Origin of the sequence: Devosia sp. (assembly GCF_036406155.1) — a bacterium.
Classification (GTDB): Bacteria; Pseudomonadota; Alphaproteobacteria; order Rhizobiales; family Devosiaceae; genus Devosia_A.
Genome location: NZ_DASWVV010000074.1, coordinates 48,320 through 64,198, shown reverse-complemented (window position 1 = coordinate 64,198; position 15,879 = coordinate 48,320). Strand labels below are relative to the sequence as shown.

At 69.0% G+C, this 15,879-nt stretch carries 17 protein-coding genes; 15 read left to right on the top strand and 2 right to left on the bottom strand.

Annotated elements, in window-relative coordinates; genetic code table 11:
* Nucleotides 1–11: 11 nt before the first annotated feature.
* The 4 genes from ruvC to ybgC are packed head-to-tail and all read left to right on the top strand — an operon-like array spanning nt 12 to nt 2,564.
* The gene (gene ruvC / locus VGD93_RS04930) at nt 12–515 is read left to right on the top strand and encodes a crossover junction endodeoxyribonuclease RuvC (protein ID WP_395009761.1); all 504 of its coding nucleotides are present in this window, start codon (nt 12–14) and stop codon (nt 513–515) included.
* Nucleotides 512–1,129 carry a Holliday junction branch migration protein RuvA gene (gene ruvA, locus VGD93_RS04925; protein ID WP_395009759.1) on the top strand — a complete coding sequence of 206 codons (618 nt, stop codon included), beginning with the start codon at nt 512–514 and terminating at the stop codon, nt 1,127–1,129. The genes ruvC and ruvA overlap by 4 nt, the downstream gene beginning before the upstream one ends.
* Nucleotides 1,126–2,175, top strand: coding sequence for a Holliday junction branch migration DNA helicase RuvB (gene ruvB, locus VGD93_RS04920; protein ID WP_395009757.1), 1,050 nt, complete (start codon nt 1,126–1,128; stop codon nt 2,173–2,175). The genes ruvA and ruvB overlap by 4 nt, the downstream gene beginning before the upstream one ends.
* On the top strand, nt 2,172–2,564 hold the full coding sequence (gene ybgC, locus VGD93_RS04915) for a tol-pal system-associated acyl-CoA thioesterase (RefSeq protein WP_395009755.1): 393 nt from the start codon (nt 2,172–2,174) through the stop codon (nt 2,562–2,564). The genes ruvB and ybgC overlap by 4 nt, the downstream gene beginning before the upstream one ends.
* A 42-nt stretch (nt 2,565–2,606) precedes the next feature.
* On the opposite strand, the gene VGD93_RS04910 is transcribed toward ybgC, so the two are convergent.
* Nucleotides 2,607–3,047 carry a CHRD domain-containing protein gene (locus VGD93_RS04910; RefSeq protein WP_395009753.1) on the bottom strand — a complete coding sequence of 147 codons (441 nt, stop codon included), beginning with the start codon at nt 3,045–3,047 and terminating at the stop codon, nt 2,607–2,609.
* A 286-nt stretch (nt 3,048–3,333) separates the two neighbouring features.
* Between VGD93_RS04910 and tolQ the strand changes: the two genes are divergently transcribed.
* The 11 genes from tolQ (at nt 3,334) to VGD93_RS04855 (ending at nt 14,797) form a co-directional block, all read left to right on the top strand.
* The gene (gene tolQ, locus VGD93_RS04905) at nt 3,334–4,038 is read left to right on the top strand and encodes a protein TolQ (RefSeq protein WP_395009807.1); all 705 of its coding nucleotides are present in this window, start codon (nt 3,334–3,336) and stop codon (nt 4,036–4,038) included.
* The gene (gene tolR / locus VGD93_RS04900) at nt 4,038–4,490 is read left to right on the top strand and encodes a protein TolR (protein ID WP_395009751.1); all 453 of its coding nucleotides are present in this window, start codon (nt 4,038–4,040) and stop codon (nt 4,488–4,490) included. The genes tolQ and tolR overlap by 1 nt, the downstream gene beginning before the upstream one ends.
* A 3-nt stretch (nt 4,491–4,493) precedes the next feature.
* On the top strand, nt 4,494–5,555 hold the full coding sequence (locus tag VGD93_RS04895) for a hypothetical protein (RefSeq protein ID WP_395009749.1): 1,062 nt from the start codon (nt 4,494–4,496) through the stop codon (nt 5,553–5,555).
* A 37-nt stretch (nt 5,556–5,592) separates the two neighbouring features.
* Entirely contained in the window at nt 5,593–6,903 is a 1,311-nt protein-coding gene (tolB, locus tag VGD93_RS04890; protein ID WP_395009747.1) for a Tol-Pal system beta propeller repeat protein TolB, read from the top strand.
* A gap of 180 nt (nt 6,904–7,083) precedes the next feature.
* Nucleotides 7,084–7,569, top strand: a complete 486-nt coding sequence (gene pal / locus VGD93_RS04885; RefSeq protein ID WP_395009745.1) for a peptidoglycan-associated lipoprotein Pal — start codon at nt 7,084–7,086, stop codon at nt 7,567–7,569.
* Nucleotides 7,570–7,706: 137 nt separating this feature from the next.
* Nucleotides 7,707–8,762 carry a tol-pal system protein YbgF gene (gene ybgF / locus VGD93_RS04880; protein ID WP_395009743.1) on the top strand — a complete coding sequence of 352 codons (1,056 nt, stop codon included), beginning with the start codon at nt 7,707–7,709 and terminating at the stop codon, nt 8,760–8,762.
* On the top strand, nt 8,750–9,787 hold the full coding sequence (gene tilS / locus VGD93_RS04875) for a tRNA lysidine(34) synthetase TilS (protein WP_395009741.1): 1,038 nt from the start codon (nt 8,750–8,752) through the stop codon (nt 9,785–9,787). The genes ybgF and tilS overlap by 13 nt, the downstream gene beginning before the upstream one ends.
* A gap of 146 nt (nt 9,788–9,933) precedes the next feature.
* The gene (gene ftsH, locus VGD93_RS04870; RefSeq protein ID WP_395009739.1) at nt 9,934–11,871 is read left to right on the top strand and encodes an ATP-dependent zinc metalloprotease FtsH; all 1,938 of its coding nucleotides are present in this window, start codon (nt 9,934–9,936) and stop codon (nt 11,869–11,871) included.
* Nucleotides 11,872–11,957: 86 nt separating this feature from the next.
* A complete protein-coding gene (locus VGD93_RS04865) occupies nt 11,958–12,443 on the top strand; it encodes a GFA family protein (RefSeq protein ID WP_395009737.1) in 486 nt (161 codons plus the stop codon).
* Nucleotides 12,444–12,558: 115 nt separating this feature from the next.
* On the top strand, nt 12,559–13,902 hold the full coding sequence (gene glmM, locus VGD93_RS04860) for a phosphoglucosamine mutase (protein ID WP_395009735.1): 1,344 nt from the start codon (nt 12,559–12,561) through the stop codon (nt 13,900–13,902).
* Between the two features lie 145 nt (nt 13,903–14,047).
* Nucleotides 14,048–14,797 carry a hypothetical protein gene (locus VGD93_RS04855; RefSeq protein WP_395009733.1) on the top strand — a complete coding sequence of 250 codons (750 nt, stop codon included), beginning with the start codon at nt 14,048–14,050 and terminating at the stop codon, nt 14,795–14,797.
* A 19-nt stretch (nt 14,798–14,816) separates the two neighbouring features.
* Here the strand turns inward: VGD93_RS04855 and VGD93_RS04850 are convergent, their stop codons facing one another.
* Nucleotides 14,817–15,878 carry an ABC transporter ATP-binding protein gene (locus VGD93_RS04850; protein WP_395009731.1) on the bottom strand — a complete coding sequence of 354 codons (1,062 nt, stop codon included), beginning with the start codon at nt 15,876–15,878 and terminating at the stop codon, nt 14,817–14,819.
* Nucleotide 15,879 lies beyond the last annotated feature (1 nt).

The window sequence follows — 15,879 nt, the reverse complement described above, 5'->3', positions numbered from 1 at the left end:
AAAGCTTGGGCATGAGTGAAGTGACGCGAATCATGGGCATCGATCCCGGCCTCAGGCGGTGCGGGTGGGGCATCATCGAGTCGAGCGGCAACCGGCTCGGCTTCGTCGCGTGCGGCACGCTGACGCCGGACGTGGCGCAGACGCTGGCGCAGCGGCTGGCCGACCTGCATGCCGGCCTCAGCGCCGTGATCGGCGAGTACCGTCCGGAGGAGGCCGCGGTCGAGGAGACCTTCGTCAACCAGGGCGCGCGTTCTGCGCTGCAACTCGGCCAGGCGCGCGGTGTCGCGCTGATGACGCCGGCCGCGCTCGGACTGCCGGTGGGCGAGTACGCCGCCAATCTGGTCAAGAAATCGGTGGTCGGCACCGGCCACGCCGACAAGGAGCAGGTGCAACTGATGGTCAGGACGCTGCTGCCGGGCGCCAGCTTCAAGGGAGCCGATGCCGCCGATGCGCTGGCCATCGCCATCTGCCACGCGCATCATCGCGCCCATCGCCGCCTGGTCGTCGGCGCATGATCGGCAAGCTCAAGGGTCTCGTTGACGGCTTCGGCGACGATTTCGTCCATATCGACGTGGGCGGGGTGGTCTACGAGGCGTTCTGCTCGGCGCGCACGCTCGGGGCGCTGCCGCAGGTCGGCCATGCCGCCGTGCTGCATGTCGAGATGGTCGTGCGCGAGGACATGATCCGGCTCTACGGCTTCGCCAGCGAGGCCGAGAAGGCGTGGTTCACGACGCTGATGACGGTGCAGGGGGTGGGCGCCCGCGTGGCGCTGGCCGTGCTCTCGGTGCTCTCGGTCTCGGAACTGGCGAGCGCCATCGCGCTGCAGGACAAGGCCATGGTCGGCCGCGCCAACGGCGTCGGGCCCAAGCTCGCGCTGCGCATCGTCACCGAGCTCAAGGGCAAGGTGCCGGCCCTCGGCAGCGTTGACGTGGGCGTGCTCGGGCTGCAGGCGGCGCTGGGCGAGGGGGTGGCTGCCGGCAACGTGGCCGACGCCGTGTCGGCGCTCTCAAACCTCGGCTATTCCAGTGCCCAGGCCTCGGCAGCGGTGGCCCGCGTCGTCGGCCGCGAGGGCGATGGCACGCCGACCGAGAAGCTGATCCGGCTGGGCCTGAGGGAGTTGAGCAGTTGACCGCCCTGACCTCCGCCGCGGCCGGCCGCGACGATCCGCTCGACGTTTCGCTCCGCCCCTCCGGCTTCTCCGAGTTCATCGGCCAGGCCGCGGCGCGCGCCAATCTCGAAGTCTTCATCGAGGCGGCAAAGCAGCGCGGCGCGGCGCTCGACCACGTGCTGTTCGTCGGGCCACCCGGGCTGGGCAAGACCACGCTGGCGCAGATCGTCGCGCGCGAACTCGGGGTCGGCTTCCGCGCCACCTCGGGGCCGGTGATCGCGCGCGCCGGCGACCTCGCCGCGCTGCTCACCAATCTCGAGGAACGCGACGTCCTGTTCATCGACGAGATCCACCGGCTCAACCCGGCGATCGAGGAAATCCTCTATCCGGCCATGGAGGACTACCAGCTCGACCTCATCATCGGCGAGGGCCCGGCGGCGCGCTCCGTGCGCATCGACCTGGCCAAGTTCACGCTGGTGGGGGCGACCACGCGGGCGGGCCTGCTGACGACACCGTTGCGCGACCGTTTCGGCATCCCGGTGCGGCTCAATTTCTACACGCCCGAGGAACTGGTCATGATCGTCGAGCGTGGCGCGCGCCTGCTCGGCATCGGCATGGCGCCGGACGGGGCGATGGAGATTGCCCGCCGTTCGCGCGGCACCCCCCGCATCGCCGGGCGGCTCCTGCGCCGGGTCACCGATTTCGCGCTCGTCGAAGGGGCGAAGGAGATTACCCGCAGCGTCGCCGACAAGGCGCTGCTCCGCCTCGACGTCGACGCGCGCGGGCTCGACCAGCTCGACCGGCGCTATCTCGTCACCATCGCCGAGCATTACGGCGGCGGCCCTGTCGGCATCGAAACCATTGCCGCGGCGCTCAGCGAGCCGCGCGACGCGCTCGAGGAGATCGTCGAGCCCTATCTGATCCAGCAGGGCTTCATCCAGCGCACGCCGCGCGGCCGCCTGCTCACGGCGCTGGCCTTCCAGCACCTGGGCAAGAGCGTGCCGCAGGGCTTCATGGGCCTGCAGGCGAGCCTGTTCGAGGAGCCGGGGGAGGGGGAGGCGGAGTGAACAGCCACAGCTTCCGCGTCCGCGTCTACTACGAGGACACCGACTTTTCCGGCAATGTCTACCATGCGGCCTATCTGCACTTCTTCGAGCGCGGCCGCACCGAGTTCCTGCGTTCGATCGGCGTGCACCATTCCGAGCTGGCACGGGACGGCATTGCCTTCGCCGTGCGCTCGATGCAGATCGAATTCGAGGCCGGCGCGCACATCGATGACGAACTGGAGGTGGAGACTCTGGTCGAGAGCGTCTCCGGGGCGCGGCTGCGACTCGACCAGACTGTCCGTCGCCACGGCGACCGCATCGCCCACGCCAAGGTACTCGTGGTGGCCATCAGGACGGGCGGCGGGCCCGCCCGGCTGCCCCAGGCGCTGCGGGGGCGGCTGGCGGGGTGAGGAGGCGGCCGGGAACCCCGGCCACCTCGGCCTGCCAGTCGGCTACATGGCGGCCTTCACTACCTGGCCGCGGATTTCGCCGTCGGGGAACTTCTCGGTGTGGACGTTGAAGTACCAGCTGCCGCCCTGCACATCGGTCGCCTGCTGTTCGTCCAGCGTCGCGGTGCCGGTGATCGGGCTCGCGAGTTCGCCTTCGATCGGCAGCGCGGGGGGAGCATTCTCGCCTTCGGCCGCCGGGCCGTGGAAATGTGCGGCCGTCGCCGGGCCGCTCAGCCCCTCGTAGGTGACGGTCCAGGTCAGCACCTTGGTCTCGGTGTCGAAGGTAGCCTCGAGCTTGCCGCTGCCGGTCGAGGCGGCGGGCGGCACCTCGCTGGCCGCCGTCAGCTCGGCCATCAGGTTGACGGTTTCGGCCATCGCCGGGGCAACCGAGAGCAACAGCGTTATCGTTGCGGCAGTCATCAACGGCTTCACGAAGTGATGCATCGACAGTCTCCCTTGTTGAGAGCGCGCGCCACGGGCACGCCGATGCCGACAAACGTGCGGCGCGAAATCGGGTTCCGGCCTGGCCCGCGGGCAGCGGCCCGCCCGCCCGGAATCACTTTCTTAACCATCTGTTGACGATAATTTGGGCAACGCTTCGCACCGGCGCGGAGAGCCCCGCCGTCCGGGGCTTTCCCTCTTAAATTTGACAAATTTGGACCCCATCGAGCCGAGCATCAGGGCCGGCCGAGCGGGGGCCGGACCGAAAGGACCAGATTTCATGGAAGCTATGGATGCCGTCGGCGCTGCTGCTGCGCACAGCGACTTTTCGATCTGGGCGCTGTTCTGGCAGGCCGACCTCATCGTCAAGACCGTCATGATCGGGCTCCTGCTGGCCTCGATCTGGTGCTGGGCCATCATCGTCGACAAGTCGACACTTTTCGGCAGGACGCGGCGCGAGATGAACCGCTTCGAGCGCGTGTTCTGGTCGGGCCAGTCGCTGGAGGAACTGTACCAGCAGATGTCGGAGCGTCCGAGCGTCGGGCTGGGCGCCGTCTTCGTCGCCGCCATGAAGGAGTGGAAGCGCAGCCACGAGCAGAATGCGGCCTCGTTCATCGGCATGCAGGCCCGGCTCGAAAAGGTGCTCGACGTCGCCATCGCCCGGGAAAGCGAGACGCTCGAAAAGAACCTCGGCTTCCTCGCCACGGTCGGGTCGGCCTCGCCCTTTATCGGCCTCTTTGGCACGGTATGGGGCATCATGAATGCCTTCACCGCCATCGCCGCCTCCTCGAGTACCAACCTCGCGGTGGTCGCCGGCCCCATCGCCGAGGCGCTGTTTGCCACGGCGCTGGGCCTGCTCGCCGCCATTCCGGCGGTGATCGCCTACAACAAGCTCTCGGCCGACGCCAACAAGATGGTGAGCCGCCTCGAGGGCTTCGCCGATGAGTTCTCGACCATCCTCAGCCGCCAGCTCGAAGCCCGGGGCGCGCACTGATGGGGATGGCCATGGCAAACGGCGGGGGCGGCGGCCGCCGGCGGGGACGGCGGCGCGGCGGCAACCGGCCGATGAGCGAAATCAACGTCACCCCGATGGTCGACGTAATGCTGGTGCTGCTCATCATCTTCATGGTCGCGGCGCCGCTGATGACGGTCGGCGTGCCCATCGACCTGCCCGAGACGCAGGCCCGGCAGCTCAATACCGAACGCAAGCCGATCACCGTCTCGGTGACCCCGGACGGGCAGGTGTTCATCGGCGACCAGCCGGTGGCGCTCGAGAACCTTGTGGCGGAGGTGACGGCGCTGGCCGCCAACGGCACCGAGGACCGCATCTACGTGCGCGGCGACACCACCGCCAACTACGGCGCGGTGATGCGGGTCATGGGCGCGTTGTCGGGGGCCGGCTACTCCAGGATCGGCCTGATCACGGATCAAGCCGCGGAGCCGTAGCGGATGCGCGCGGGCCTCGCCGTCTCCACCATTGCGCACGCGGCCCTGATCGCCCTCATCGTGATCGGCGTCGGTTTCTCGCGCCCGCTCGAGCCGACGCCCGTCGAGTCCATCGCCGTCGATCTCGTCCCGATCGAGGAATTCTCCAACATCCGCGCCGGCAGTCTCGAGAGCGAGATCGTAGAGACCGAAACGCCCTCGGTGGTCGAGGACGTGAAGCCGGCAGAACTGGCGCAGCCCACCGGCAATACCGAACAGGACCAGCCGACACCCGAGGATACGCCCACCCCGACGCCGGCCCCGACGCAGCAGACGGCGCCGGAGCCCGTGCCCGCGCCCGAGCCGGTGGAAGAGCCGGCACCCGAACCCGAGCCGGTGCCCGCGCCGGTGGAACCGATGCCGCGGCCGGAACCGGAACCGGTTCCCGAACCGGAGCCCGAGCCGGTCGAAGAAGCGCCGGCGCTGGCGACCCCGCAGGTCAGTCCCGAGCCGGCCGAGGTGGCGCCGCGCCCGGTCATGCGCACGGCCTCCCTCGACCAGAAGCGCGCCGCCTTCAAGCAGCAGCAGGAGGCCGAAAAGAAGCGCAAGGAAGAGGAGGCGCGCAAGCGCCAGCAGGAGGCCAAGCGCGCCGAGGAAGCCAAGCGCCAGCAGGACGAGGCGGCCCGGCGCGCCGACGATATTTCTGACATAATCAATGCCGAAGAGTCGCGCGGTGCGACCACCGGCGCCGGCGGCACGCCGACCCTGGGCAAGCCGACGGGCCAGGCGGCGCGCCTGTCGCAATCGGAGACCGATGCGCTGGTGGCGCAGATGCGCAGCTGCTGGAACCTGCTGCCCGCCGAGATCGACTCGGGGCTGAGCGTGCGCCTCCTCGTCGAGCTCAATCCGGACGGCAGCGTCGCCGGCGCACCGCGGGTGCTGGAGCAGGACAGCTCGGCGGTCGGGATTTCCATTGCGCGGGCGGCGGTCAATGCCGTGCGCAAATGCGGCCCGTACCGGCTGGCAGCGGAAAAATACGAGGCGTGGCGCCAGGTCGATGTGACCTTCCGCGCCGGCGACCTGTGATGAGCAGCGGGCCTTGCCCCACCGAATGGAGACGCACATGACCATGATTACCCGCCGCACGGCGCTCAAGCTCGGACTTGCCGGTGGTGCCCTCGCCGCTGCCGCGACGCCGGCCTTGGCACTGGTGCAGATCGTCGTGTCGGGCGCCAATTTCGCCCCGCTGCCGATCGCCATCCCGGACTTCGCCTCGTCCGACCCCGCCTTCGGGCGTGAGATCGCCGATATCGTGCGCAACAATCTGCGCCGCTCGGGCCTGTTCGTGCCGCTCGATCCGGCGCGCCTCCCGGCCCGCGTCGGCGACGTGCAGAACACCCCGGATTTCGCGGCCTGGCGGGCGGCGAGCGTCGACGCGCTGGTCATGGGCCAGGTGGAACGCGGCGGCCAGGTGCAGTCTTCGGTGCGCGTATGGGACACGCAGGCCGCGGCGCAGGTAGTCGGCAAGTCCTACGGCACCGACCCGCAGAACTACCGCCGCATCGCCCACATCGTCTCCGACGCCATCTACGAGTCGCTGGCCGGCGAGACGGGCTATTTCGATACCCGCATCGTCTACGTCGCCGAAAGCGGGCCGAAGGCCAACCGCACCAAGCGGCTCGCCATCATGGACCAGGATGGCGCCAACGTGCAGTACATCACCTCGGGCAAGACGCTGGCGCTGACCCCGCGCTTCTCGCCGACCCAGCAGATGCTGACCTACCTCAACTTCGAGGACGGCAATCCGCAGGTCTACCTGCTCGATCTGGGCAGCGGCCGGCAACAGCGGCTGGGCAGCTTCGGGCAGATGACCTTTTCGCCGCGCTTCTCTCCGGACGGCTCGACCGTCGCCTTTTCCGTCGAGGCGGGCGGCACCACCAACATCTACGCGCTGCCGATCGGCGCCAGCACGCCGGTGCAGCTGACCTCGGGGGCGGCGATCGACACCAGCCCCTGCTATTCGCCCGACGGCACGCGCATCGTCTTCGAAAGCGACCGCGGCGGCAGCCCGCAGCTCTACGTCATGGGGGCGGGAGGCGGCGGCGCGCAGCGCATCTCCTACGGCGAGGGCCTCTATTCGACCCCGGTCTGGTCGCCCAAGGGCGATCTCATCGCCTTCACCCGCCAGTCGGGCGGCCAGTTCCATATCGGCATCATGAAGCCGGACGGATCGGGCGAACGGCTGCTGGCGTCGAGCTTCCACGCCGAGGGCCCGACCTGGAGCCCGAACGGCCGCGTCATCATGTTCTTCCGCGATCCGGGCGGCGATTCCGGCCCGAGCCTGTATTCGGTCGACATCTGGGGCCGCAACGAGCAGCAGATCCCGACCGAGAGCTTCGCATCGGACCCGGCCTGGTCGCCGCTCAGGAGCTGAGGTCGCGCCCGGGGCACCGGCGTCGGCTCCTATGGCACATCTGCAACACCGCCGAATCCCCCGTGGATCGGCCACATTCCGGACATGTTGGGAAACAATTAACCTTGTCCGCAAACGCCGCCTTAAGATAACGGGCGGTAAAGATCGGTATTCAATTCCTCTTCTTGGAGATTCATCCGGATGCGCTCCGTAACGCCCCTCCTTGGCCTCCTGCGCGCTTTCGTGCTGGTCGCGGTCGTCGTCTCGGTGGCGGCATGCTCGCGCACGCCGACCACGGGCGTGGGCAATCTCGGTCCCGGCGGCGGCGCCCCCGGCAGCCAGCAGGAATTCCTGGTGACGGTGGGCGACCGTGTCTTCTTTGAGACCGACTCGTCCTCACTCACGCCCATCGCCCAGCAGACGCTGGACAAGCAGGCAGTGTGGCTCAACCGCTATTCCAACTATCGCATCCTGATCGAGGGCCATGCCGACGAGCGCGGCACGCGCGAGTACAACATCGCGCTCGGCGCCCGCCGCGCCTCGGTCGTGGTCAACTATCTCGTCAGCAAGGGCGTCAATCCTGGCCGCATCACCTCGAAGTCGTTCGGCAAGGAACGGCCGGTGGCGATCTGCAACGACATCTCGTGCTGGTCGCAGAACCGCCGCGCCGTGACGGTCGTGCAGTAGGGTTCGGTAGAGATACTGGAGGCATGCGCCGGGCTCCAGCAATGGGCCCGGCGCTTTTTTTTGACCAAATTGTCGGCTATTGCGGGCACTGCTGGCCTTCCGGCCGGCAGCGCTCAGCCTTTTGACGGAGAAGCGAATTGCCATCCCTGAGAGTTTCGAGGCGGTTGCGGCGCGCGGCCCTGGTGGCCGCGCTGCTTGGCGCCGGCAGCGTCGCCCCGGTCGTCGCCGCAGCGGCGATCGTCGGCCACGACACCGCCGTACCCGCATTTGGCCGCCTCGTCCCGCTGCCGCCGGCCGATATCGGGGAAGTGCCGCGCCTGCGCGTGGCGCAGAGTCGCGAGTCCGCCGAGCTGCAGCTGCAGATCCAGCAACTGCAGGAACAGATCCGGCTGTTGACCGGGCAGGTCGAGGGCCTGCAGTTCCAGCTCACGCAGATGCAGACCCTGCTCGAGCGCATGACCGAGGACAACGAGGCGCGCTTCCAGGCGCTGGAAGGCGGTGCGGGGGGAAAAACTGAGGCGGCGACCCAAGCTGGCGGCGTGACGCAGCCAGAGGTGTTGCCGCAGGACCCGGCCCCGGCTCAACTCGCGCCCGCCCCGCTGGCGCCTGCCCCGCTTGCGCCAGCGGCAGTGCCCGAGGCGGGGGCAGGGGAGCCCATGGACGATTTGGGCAATTCCGCCGATCCGCTGGTCGGCACCAACGCGGCCGGCGCCAATGCGCTGGGCACGCTGCCCGCGGACCCGGCCCTGGGCGGCAGCCGGCCGCTGGATCTCTCGCTCGACGGCGGCGCCCAGGTTTCGAACGGCGATGCCGAGGCGCAGTACGCCGCCGGCTACGACGCCATCATGCGCGGCGACTATGCCTTCGCCGAGGACCAGTTCAGCCAGTTCGTCGCGCTCTATCCCGACGATCCGCAGGCGCCCGATGCCACCAACTGGCTGGGCGAGGCGCTGCTGCAGCGGGGCGCCTACGACGATGCCGCGCTGGTGCTGGCCGAAGGCTACCAGAAATACGAGGGCTCGCCGCGGGCGCCGGACCTGATGCTGAAGCTCGGCATCGCGCTCAGCGGGGCCGGCGAGCAGGAGGTCGCGTGCCGGACCTTCTTCACGCTCGAGAAGCGCTATCCCAACCTCACCGCCGAATTCGTGCAGCGGCTCAGGGAGGAAAAGAGCAAGGCGCAATGCCGGGTGTGAGCCCCGGCGCGCCGCTCGACGCTGACGCGCTGCTCGCGCCCTTGCTCGGGTTCGAGCGGGTGGCCCTCGCGGTTTCGGGCGGACCGGACAGCCTCGCCCTGCTGCTCCTCGCGCACGCGTTCGTGCAGGCGCATGGCGGCCAGGACCGCTTCCTCGTCTACAGCGTCGATCATGGGCTCCGGCCGGAAGCGGCTGCGGAAGTCGCCTTCGTGCTGCGTGAGGCACGGCGCCTGGGCTTCGAGGCCCGGGGCCTCGCCTGGGAAGGCGCAAAGCCGGCAACCGGCATCCAGCAGGCGGCCCGCGCCGCGCGCTACCGCCTGTTCGCGACCGCGATGCGCGCCGACGGTGCGGCCGCGCTGGTCACCGCCCATCACCGCGACGACCAGGCCGAAACGGTGTTGATGCGCCTCGCCCATGGCAGCGGCATCGAGGGGCTGCGCGGCATGGAGCTGTTTTCCGAGGTCGACGGGATCACCGTCGTGCGCCCGCTGCTCGGCGTCGACCCGGCCGCCCTGCATGCGGTCGTGGCCGCTGCGGGCCTCACGCCGGTCACCGACCCGTCCAACAGCGACCTCGACTACGAGCGCGTGCGCTGGCGCCGCATGCTGCCGCCGCTGGCGGCCCTCGGCCTTGATGCCGGGCGGATCGGACTGTTCGCGGCGCGCATGCGCGACGCCGACCAGGCGTTGGAGCAAACGGCCGCGGCGGCGCTTGCCGGCATCGCCGTACCTCCCGGCGCCCGGCAGGTTTCGTTCGAGCGCGACCTGCTGGTCGGCCTGCCGCGCGCCGTGGCCGTGCGGGTCGTGGGCCGGCTGCTCGCGCATGTCGGCGGCCGCCGCAAGCCGCACGCGCTGGCGGCGGTGGAGGCGCTCGCCGACCGGCTGCGCCGCGAACCCGAGTTCCGGCGGTCGAGCCTGCACGGATGCCTCGTTCGCTGCGAGGGCGGCACCATCAGCATCGAAAACGAGCCAGGTCGGGCCGCTGCCGCCGCGCGTCGCCGCCGCCGGGAACCGCTGCAGCCGTGACGGCGCATTAACCGGAAGCGCGCAAGCGCGGTGGACTTTTCAGCCAATCCGACGCAGGTCTTGCCCTTGTAAGGCCTCAGTGCGGGGCTTACATTTCGCTGCAAGTGCCGGGCCGCCCGATGCCCAGGCCTCCCAGGACAGGATTGATGAACGTCAATTTTCGGAACTTCGCCATCTGGCTGGTCATCCTCTTCATGCTGATGGGGCTGTTCCAGGTCTTCCAGTCGTCGACCCGATCCATCTCGGTGACCGACAAGAGCTACAGCCAGTTCGTGAGCGACGTCGACGCCGGCCGGGTGACCAGCGTCACCATCACCGAAAACGTCGTGTCCGGAACGCTGCAGGATGGCACGCGCTTCGAGACGGTGCTGCCGCAGGGCGCCGACATCGTCTCCCGCCTCGAGGCCCGCAAGGTGCAGATCACCGCCCGCGTGCCCGAGGGCACCTCCATCTGGGGCGCGCTGCTCACCTCCTGGCTGCCGTTCATCGTCATCATCGGCGTGTGGTTCTTCTTCATCCGGCAGATGCAGGGTGGCGGCCGCGGCGGCGCCATGGGCTTCGGCAAGTCGCGCGCCAAGCTGCTGACCGAGACGCAGGGCAAGGTCACCTTCGAGGACGTCGCCGGCGTCGATGAGGCCAAGCAGGACCTCGAGGAGATCGTCGAATTCCTGCGCGATCCGGGCAAGTTCCAGCGGCTGGGCGGGCGCATTCCGCGCGGCGTGCTGCTGGTCGGCCCGCCCGGCACCGGCAAGACGCTGCTGGCCCGCTCCGTGGCCGGCGAGGCCAACGTGCCGTTCTTCACCATCTCGGGCTCCGACTTCGTCGAGATGTTCGTCGGCGTCGGCGCCAGCCGCGTGCGCGACATGTTCGAGCAGGCCAAGAAGAATGCCCCGTGCATCATCTTCATCGACGAGATCGACGCCGTCGGCCGCCACCGCGGCGCCGGGCTCGGCGGCGGCAACGACGAGCGCGAGCAGACGCTGAACCAGTTGCTGGTCGAGATGGACGGCTTCGAGGCCAATGAGGGCATCATCCTCATCGCGGCGACCAACCGTCCCGACGTGCTCGACCCGGCGTTGCTCCGTCCCGGCCGCTTCGACCGCCAGGTGGTGGTGCCGAACCCCGACGTCATCGGCCGCGAGCGCATCCTCAAGGTGCACGTGCGCAAGGTGCCGCTGGCGCCCGACGTCGACCTCAAGGTGCTGGCCCGCGGCACGCCCGGCTTCTCCGGCGCCGACCTCATGAACCTCGTCAACGAGGGAGCGCTGCTGGCGGCACGCCGCAACAAGCGCTTCGTCACCATGGCCGAGTTCGAGGACGCCAAGGACAAGCTGATGATGGGCGCCGAGCGCCGCACCCTCAGCCTGACCGAGGAAGACAAGAAGCTCACCGCCTACCACGAGGCCGGGCACGCGCTGCTCGCCATCAAGATGGACGCCTCCGACCCGATCCACAAGGCCACCATCATCCCGCGCGGCCGCGCGCTGGGCATGGTGATGCGCCTGCCGGAGCGGGACCAGGTCTCGCTCACCCGGCGCAAGGCCTATGCCGATCTCGCCGTCGCCATGGGCGGCCGCGTCGCCGAGGAGGAGATCTTCGGCTACGAGAAGGTGACTTCCGGCGCCTCCGCCGACATCAAGATGGCGACCGGGCTCGCCCGCGCCATGGCGACCGAATGGGGCATGTCCGACAGGCTCGGCCCGCTGCTCTATGGCGATGCCCAGGACGAGGTGTTCCTCGGCCGCTCGATGATGCAGCGCAACACGCACATGTCGGACGAGACGCAGCAACTCGTCGACGCCGAGATCAAGCGCTTCGTCGAGGAAGGCTACCAGACGGCGCAGCAGGTGATCCGGGACAACATCGACGACCTGCACGCCATCGCCAAGGCGCTGATCGAATACGAGACGCTGACCGGCGACGAAATCCGCGGCTTGCTCAATGGCCAGATGCCGATGCGCGAGAGCGAGGCCGACGCGGCGCCCAAGTCGACGGGCGTGCCCACCGCCGGCAAGGCGGGCCGCAAGCGCCCCGATCCCGGCGCCGCCCCGGGCGGTGCGCCGGAGCCGCAGCCCGGCAGCTGAGACAGTCGAGCGGGCCGCCCCAGGGCGGCCCGCTTGCTTTTCGCCGGGGCGGTGCTATCCCGGTTCGGGCAAGCGGGGGGGAGCGCATGGGACTGGGACTGACCGGCGGCTGCGCCTGCGGCGACATGCGCTACGAACTGACGGCGCCGCCGATGTTCGTGCATTGCTGCCATTGCCTCGACTGCCAGCGCCAGACCGGCAGCGCCTTCGCCGTCAATGCGCTGATCGAGACCGACCGCATCCGCGTGCTTTCGGGCGAGCCCGAGCCCGTCGGCGTGCCCACCGACAGCGGCAGGCCGCATGACATCTACCGCTGCCCGCGCTGCCGCACGGCGCTGTGGAGCGACTACGGCAGGCGCCCCTATCTGCGTTTCGTGCGCGCCGGGACGCTCGACCGGCCGGCGCTGGTGCAGCCCGACGTCCATATCTATACGCGCAGCAAGCTGCCTTGGGTTGCGCTGCCGCCCGGGGTGCCGGCCTTTACCGGTTACTACGAGCCCAAGGCGCTGTGGCCGCCTGAAGCGCAGGCGCGGCGACAGGCGGCGTCGGCGGCGAGCCGGGCCGGGCGGTAAGCGCCCACATCCCGCCGCGATCGCTGGTTAACGACGCAGTCGCATCGGGGGTTTTGCGGCGCCGGGCGGTGCGGCTATATTTCGCCGGCGGGGCGGACCAGAGGGATTCGACGACATGGCCAGGACGTATTTCGGCACCGACGGCATCCGCGGGCTCGCCAACGGCGACAAGCTCACCCCCGAACTGGCCATGCGGGTGGGCATGGCCGCCGGCCTCAAATTCGTCAACGGCGACCATCGCAACCGCGTGGTGATCGGCAAGGACACCCGCCGCTCGGGCTACATGATCGAGAGCGCGCTCACAGCCGGATTCACCGCCGTCGGCATGGATGTCTACCTGCTCGGCCCGATGCCCACTCCGGCCGTGGCCATGCTCACCCATTCGCTGCGCGCCGATCTCGGGGTGATGATCTCGGCCTCCCACAACCCCTTCGAGGACAACGGCATCAAGCTGTTCCGGCCCGACGGCTACAAGCTGTCGGACGAGGTGGAGGCGCAGATCGAGGACCTCATGGACTCCGATCTCGGCAAGCATCTGTCGCAGGGGCGCGAGATCGGCCGGGCCTATCGCGACGAGGAAGCGCGCACGCGCTACATCGAGTATGCCAAGCGCACCCTGCCCAAGAACATCGACCTGTCCGGGCTCAGGGTGGTGATCGACTGCGCCAACGGCGCCGCCTACAAGGTGGCGCCCCTTGCTTTGTGGGAGCTGGGGGCTGAGGTCTTCGCCATCGGCGTCGAGCCGGACGGCTTCAACATCAACGACAAGGTGGGCTCGACGGCGCCCGAGTCCCTGATCGCCAAGGTGAAGGAGCTGCGGGCCGACATCGGCATCGCGCTCGACGGCGATGCCGACCGCGTGCTCATCGTCGACGAGCGCGGCGAACTGGTGGACGGCGACCAGTTCATGGCGGTGATCGCGCAGTCCTGGCACGAGCGCGGCCAGCTGCAGGGCGGCGGCCTGGTGGCGACGGTCATGTCCAATCTCGGGCTCGAACGCTACCTGGGATCGCTCGGGCTTACGCTCGAACGCACCCAGGTGGGCGACCGCTACGTGCTCGAAGCCATGCGTGCCAAGGGCTACAATGTCGGGGGCGAGCAGAGCGGGCACATCATCCTGTCCGATTTCACCACCACCGGCGACGGACTGGTGGCGGCGCTGCAGTTGCTCGCCGTGCTGCAGCAGCAGCGGCGCCCCGTCTCCGAGATCTGCAACCGCTTCGCCAAGGTGCCGCAACTGCTGCAGAGCGTACGCTTCAAGCACGGCAAGCCGCTCGACGACAAGGCGGTGGTGCAGGTGATCGCCGAGAGCCGGGCTCGGCTCGGCGAGGAGGGCAGGCTGGTGATCCGCGAATCCGGCACCGAGCCGGTGATCCGGGTCATGGCCGAATGCGACGACGAGCAACTGGTCGCGGCCGTGGTCAAGGAGATCACCAACACCATCAGGCAAGTGGCATAGCCGGCCGGCGAACATTGCCGTCGCCGTCTGTAGGTTCTTTAACCTCCTGTTAAGGTTAAGTCTTAGGGTTAAGCGCGGTTTAAGAATATTGGCGCAGGATGCCGCCATTCGACTGCTGTCGCTGAGAACCCAAGGACTTCCTTACATGCGTAAACGCTTTGCCTGGGTGGCGCTGGCCACCACCGCCGCACTGATCGCCGGCCCCGGCGCGGCGGCCGACATTCCCGAAGACTATTTCGACGCCCCCGAGGTCGATTACGGCCTGGGCGGCTCGTTCTACCTGCGCGGCAGCGCGGCGCTGAACATCCACTGGGCGCCGGAGGTCGTGCATCCCGCGCTGCCGGAAGCGATCGGCGTCGACCAGCTCGGCTACGGCTACAGCTGGGGCGCCGGCTTCGGCTATGAGACCGGCACCGGGCTGCGCTTCGACGCCACCATCGACTCGCTGGAAACCACGGGACTGCACATCACCAAGGACGGCGGCGATCCCGACGACGGCGAGTACACGCTGATGCTGCGCTCCACCGTCGCCCTGGCCAACCTCTACTACGATTTCGGCTTCGGCGGCGTGGACGGCTTCGGCTATAGCGGCGCGGGCGGCGCCTTCGGCTATGTCGGCGCCGGCGTCGGCGCGGCCTGGAACCATGCCGAGGTCAACTCGCCGACGACGGCACCCCTTGCCGTGCCGACCGGGGGCAATGTCACCGGGGCGGCGGCGCTGATGGCCGGCCTCGGCTACGACATGGGCGACTGGGTCGCCGACATCGGCTATCGCGCGCTGTACCTGCATCAGATCAACAACGCGCCGACCGACCCGGCCACGGACAGCTACTACGAGATCGGCAACAACTGGATCCACGAGCTGCGCGGCACGGTGCGCTACCGCATCGAATAGAACCCGTCGGGAGCGGCGCTCAGAGGCGCTTGCCGCTGGCGCGGTCGAACAGATGCGCCTGCTCGCGCCGCGGCCGAAGGTGCACGGTCTGGCCGGGCGTGAACGCGTGCCGGTCGTGGAAGACGGCGACGACCTCCTTGTCGCCGAAGCGCATCACCACCTGCGTCTCGGCGCCGGTGGGCTCGACCACTGCGACGGTTGCCGGAAAGCCGTCGTCGGCCAGATCCAGGTGCTCCGGCCGGATGCCGTAGACCACCTGCTGGCCGTCATCGACGGCGTGCGGCCCGGGGAGCGGCAGCAGGCTGCCGAAGGCTTCCACGGCGACGGCGCTCGCCGAGCGCCTGGCCGTGCCGTGGATCAGGTTCATCGCCGGCGAGCCGATGAAAGTCGCGACGAACAGGTTCTGCGGCCGGTCGTAGAGATCGAGCGGGGCGCCGACCTGCTCGACCGCGCCGTCCTGCATGACGACGATGCGGTCGGCCATGGTCATGGCCTCGACCTGGTCGTGGGTGACGAACACGGTGGTGGTCTTGAGCCGCTGGTGCAGTTCCTTGATTTCCGTGCGCATCTGCACGCGCAGCTTGGCGTCGAGGTTGCTGAGCGGTTCGTCGAACAGGAACACCTGCGGATCGCGGACGATGGCGCGGCCCATGGCGACGCGCTGGCGCTGCCCGCCGGAGAGCTGGCGCGGATAGCGATCGAGGTATGGGGTAAGGCCGAGGATCTCGGCGGCGGTCCGCACCCGCTCTTCCACCTGCTTCGGGTCGGCCCGCTTGAGCTTGAGCGCAAAGGCCATGTTGTCGGCCACCTTCATGTGCGGATAGAGCGCGTAGCTCTGGAACACCATGGCGATGTCCCGGTCCTTGGGCGGCAGATGGTTGACCACCCGGTTGCCGATGGCGATCTGGCCGCCCGACACCGTCTCCAGCCCGGCGATCATCCGCAGCAGCGTGGATTTCCCGCACCCCGACGGGCCGACCAGGACCACGAACTCGCCGTCCATGATGTCGACGTCGACGCCGCGGATGACGTCGACCGTGCCGAACGACTTGCGTACCCCACGGATCGCGACCTGCGCCATG

What these genes read in the sequence shown, in the direction of transcription:
- VGD93_RS04850 (WP_395009731.1), bottom strand. Translation starts at nt 15,878, where the DNA reads ATGGCGCAGGTCGCGATCCGTGGGGTACGCAAGTCGTTCGGCACGGTC.
- VGD93_RS04910 (WP_395009753.1), bottom strand. Translation starts at nt 3,047, where the DNA reads ATGCATCACTTCGTGAAGCCGTTGATGACTGCCGCAACGATAACGCTG.
- ruvC (WP_395009761.1), top strand. Translation starts at nt 12, where the DNA reads ATGAGTGAAGTGACGCGAATCATGGGCATCGATCCCGGCCTCAGGCGG.
- glmM (WP_395009735.1), top strand. Translation starts at nt 12,559, where the DNA reads ATGGCCAGGACGTATTTCGGCACCGACGGCATCCGCGGGCTCGCCAAC.
- ruvA (WP_395009759.1), top strand. Translation starts at nt 512, where the DNA reads ATGATCGGCAAGCTCAAGGGTCTCGTTGACGGCTTCGGCGACGATTTC.
- tilS (WP_395009741.1), top strand. Translation starts at nt 8,750, where the DNA reads ATGCCGGGTGTGAGCCCCGGCGCGCCGCTCGACGCTGACGCGCTGCTC.
- VGD93_RS04895 (WP_395009749.1), top strand. Translation starts at nt 4,494, where the DNA reads ATGCGCGCGGGCCTCGCCGTCTCCACCATTGCGCACGCGGCCCTGATC.
- tolQ (WP_395009807.1), top strand. Translation starts at nt 3,334, where the DNA reads ATGGATGCCGTCGGCGCTGCTGCTGCGCACAGCGACTTTTCGATCTGG.
- ftsH (WP_395009739.1), top strand. Translation starts at nt 9,934, where the DNA reads ATGAACGTCAATTTTCGGAACTTCGCCATCTGGCTGGTCATCCTCTTC.
- tolB (WP_395009747.1), top strand. Translation starts at nt 5,593, where the DNA reads ATGACCATGATTACCCGCCGCACGGCGCTCAAGCTCGGACTTGCCGGT.
- VGD93_RS04855 (WP_395009733.1), top strand. Translation starts at nt 14,048, where the DNA reads ATGCGTAAACGCTTTGCCTGGGTGGCGCTGGCCACCACCGCCGCACTG.
- tolR (WP_395009751.1), top strand. Translation starts at nt 4,038, where the DNA reads ATGGGGATGGCCATGGCAAACGGCGGGGGCGGCGGCCGCCGGCGGGGA.
- VGD93_RS04865 (WP_395009737.1), top strand. Translation starts at nt 11,958, where the DNA reads ATGGGACTGGGACTGACCGGCGGCTGCGCCTGCGGCGACATGCGCTAC.
- pal (WP_395009745.1), top strand. Translation starts at nt 7,084, where the DNA reads ATGCGCTCCGTAACGCCCCTCCTTGGCCTCCTGCGCGCTTTCGTGCTG.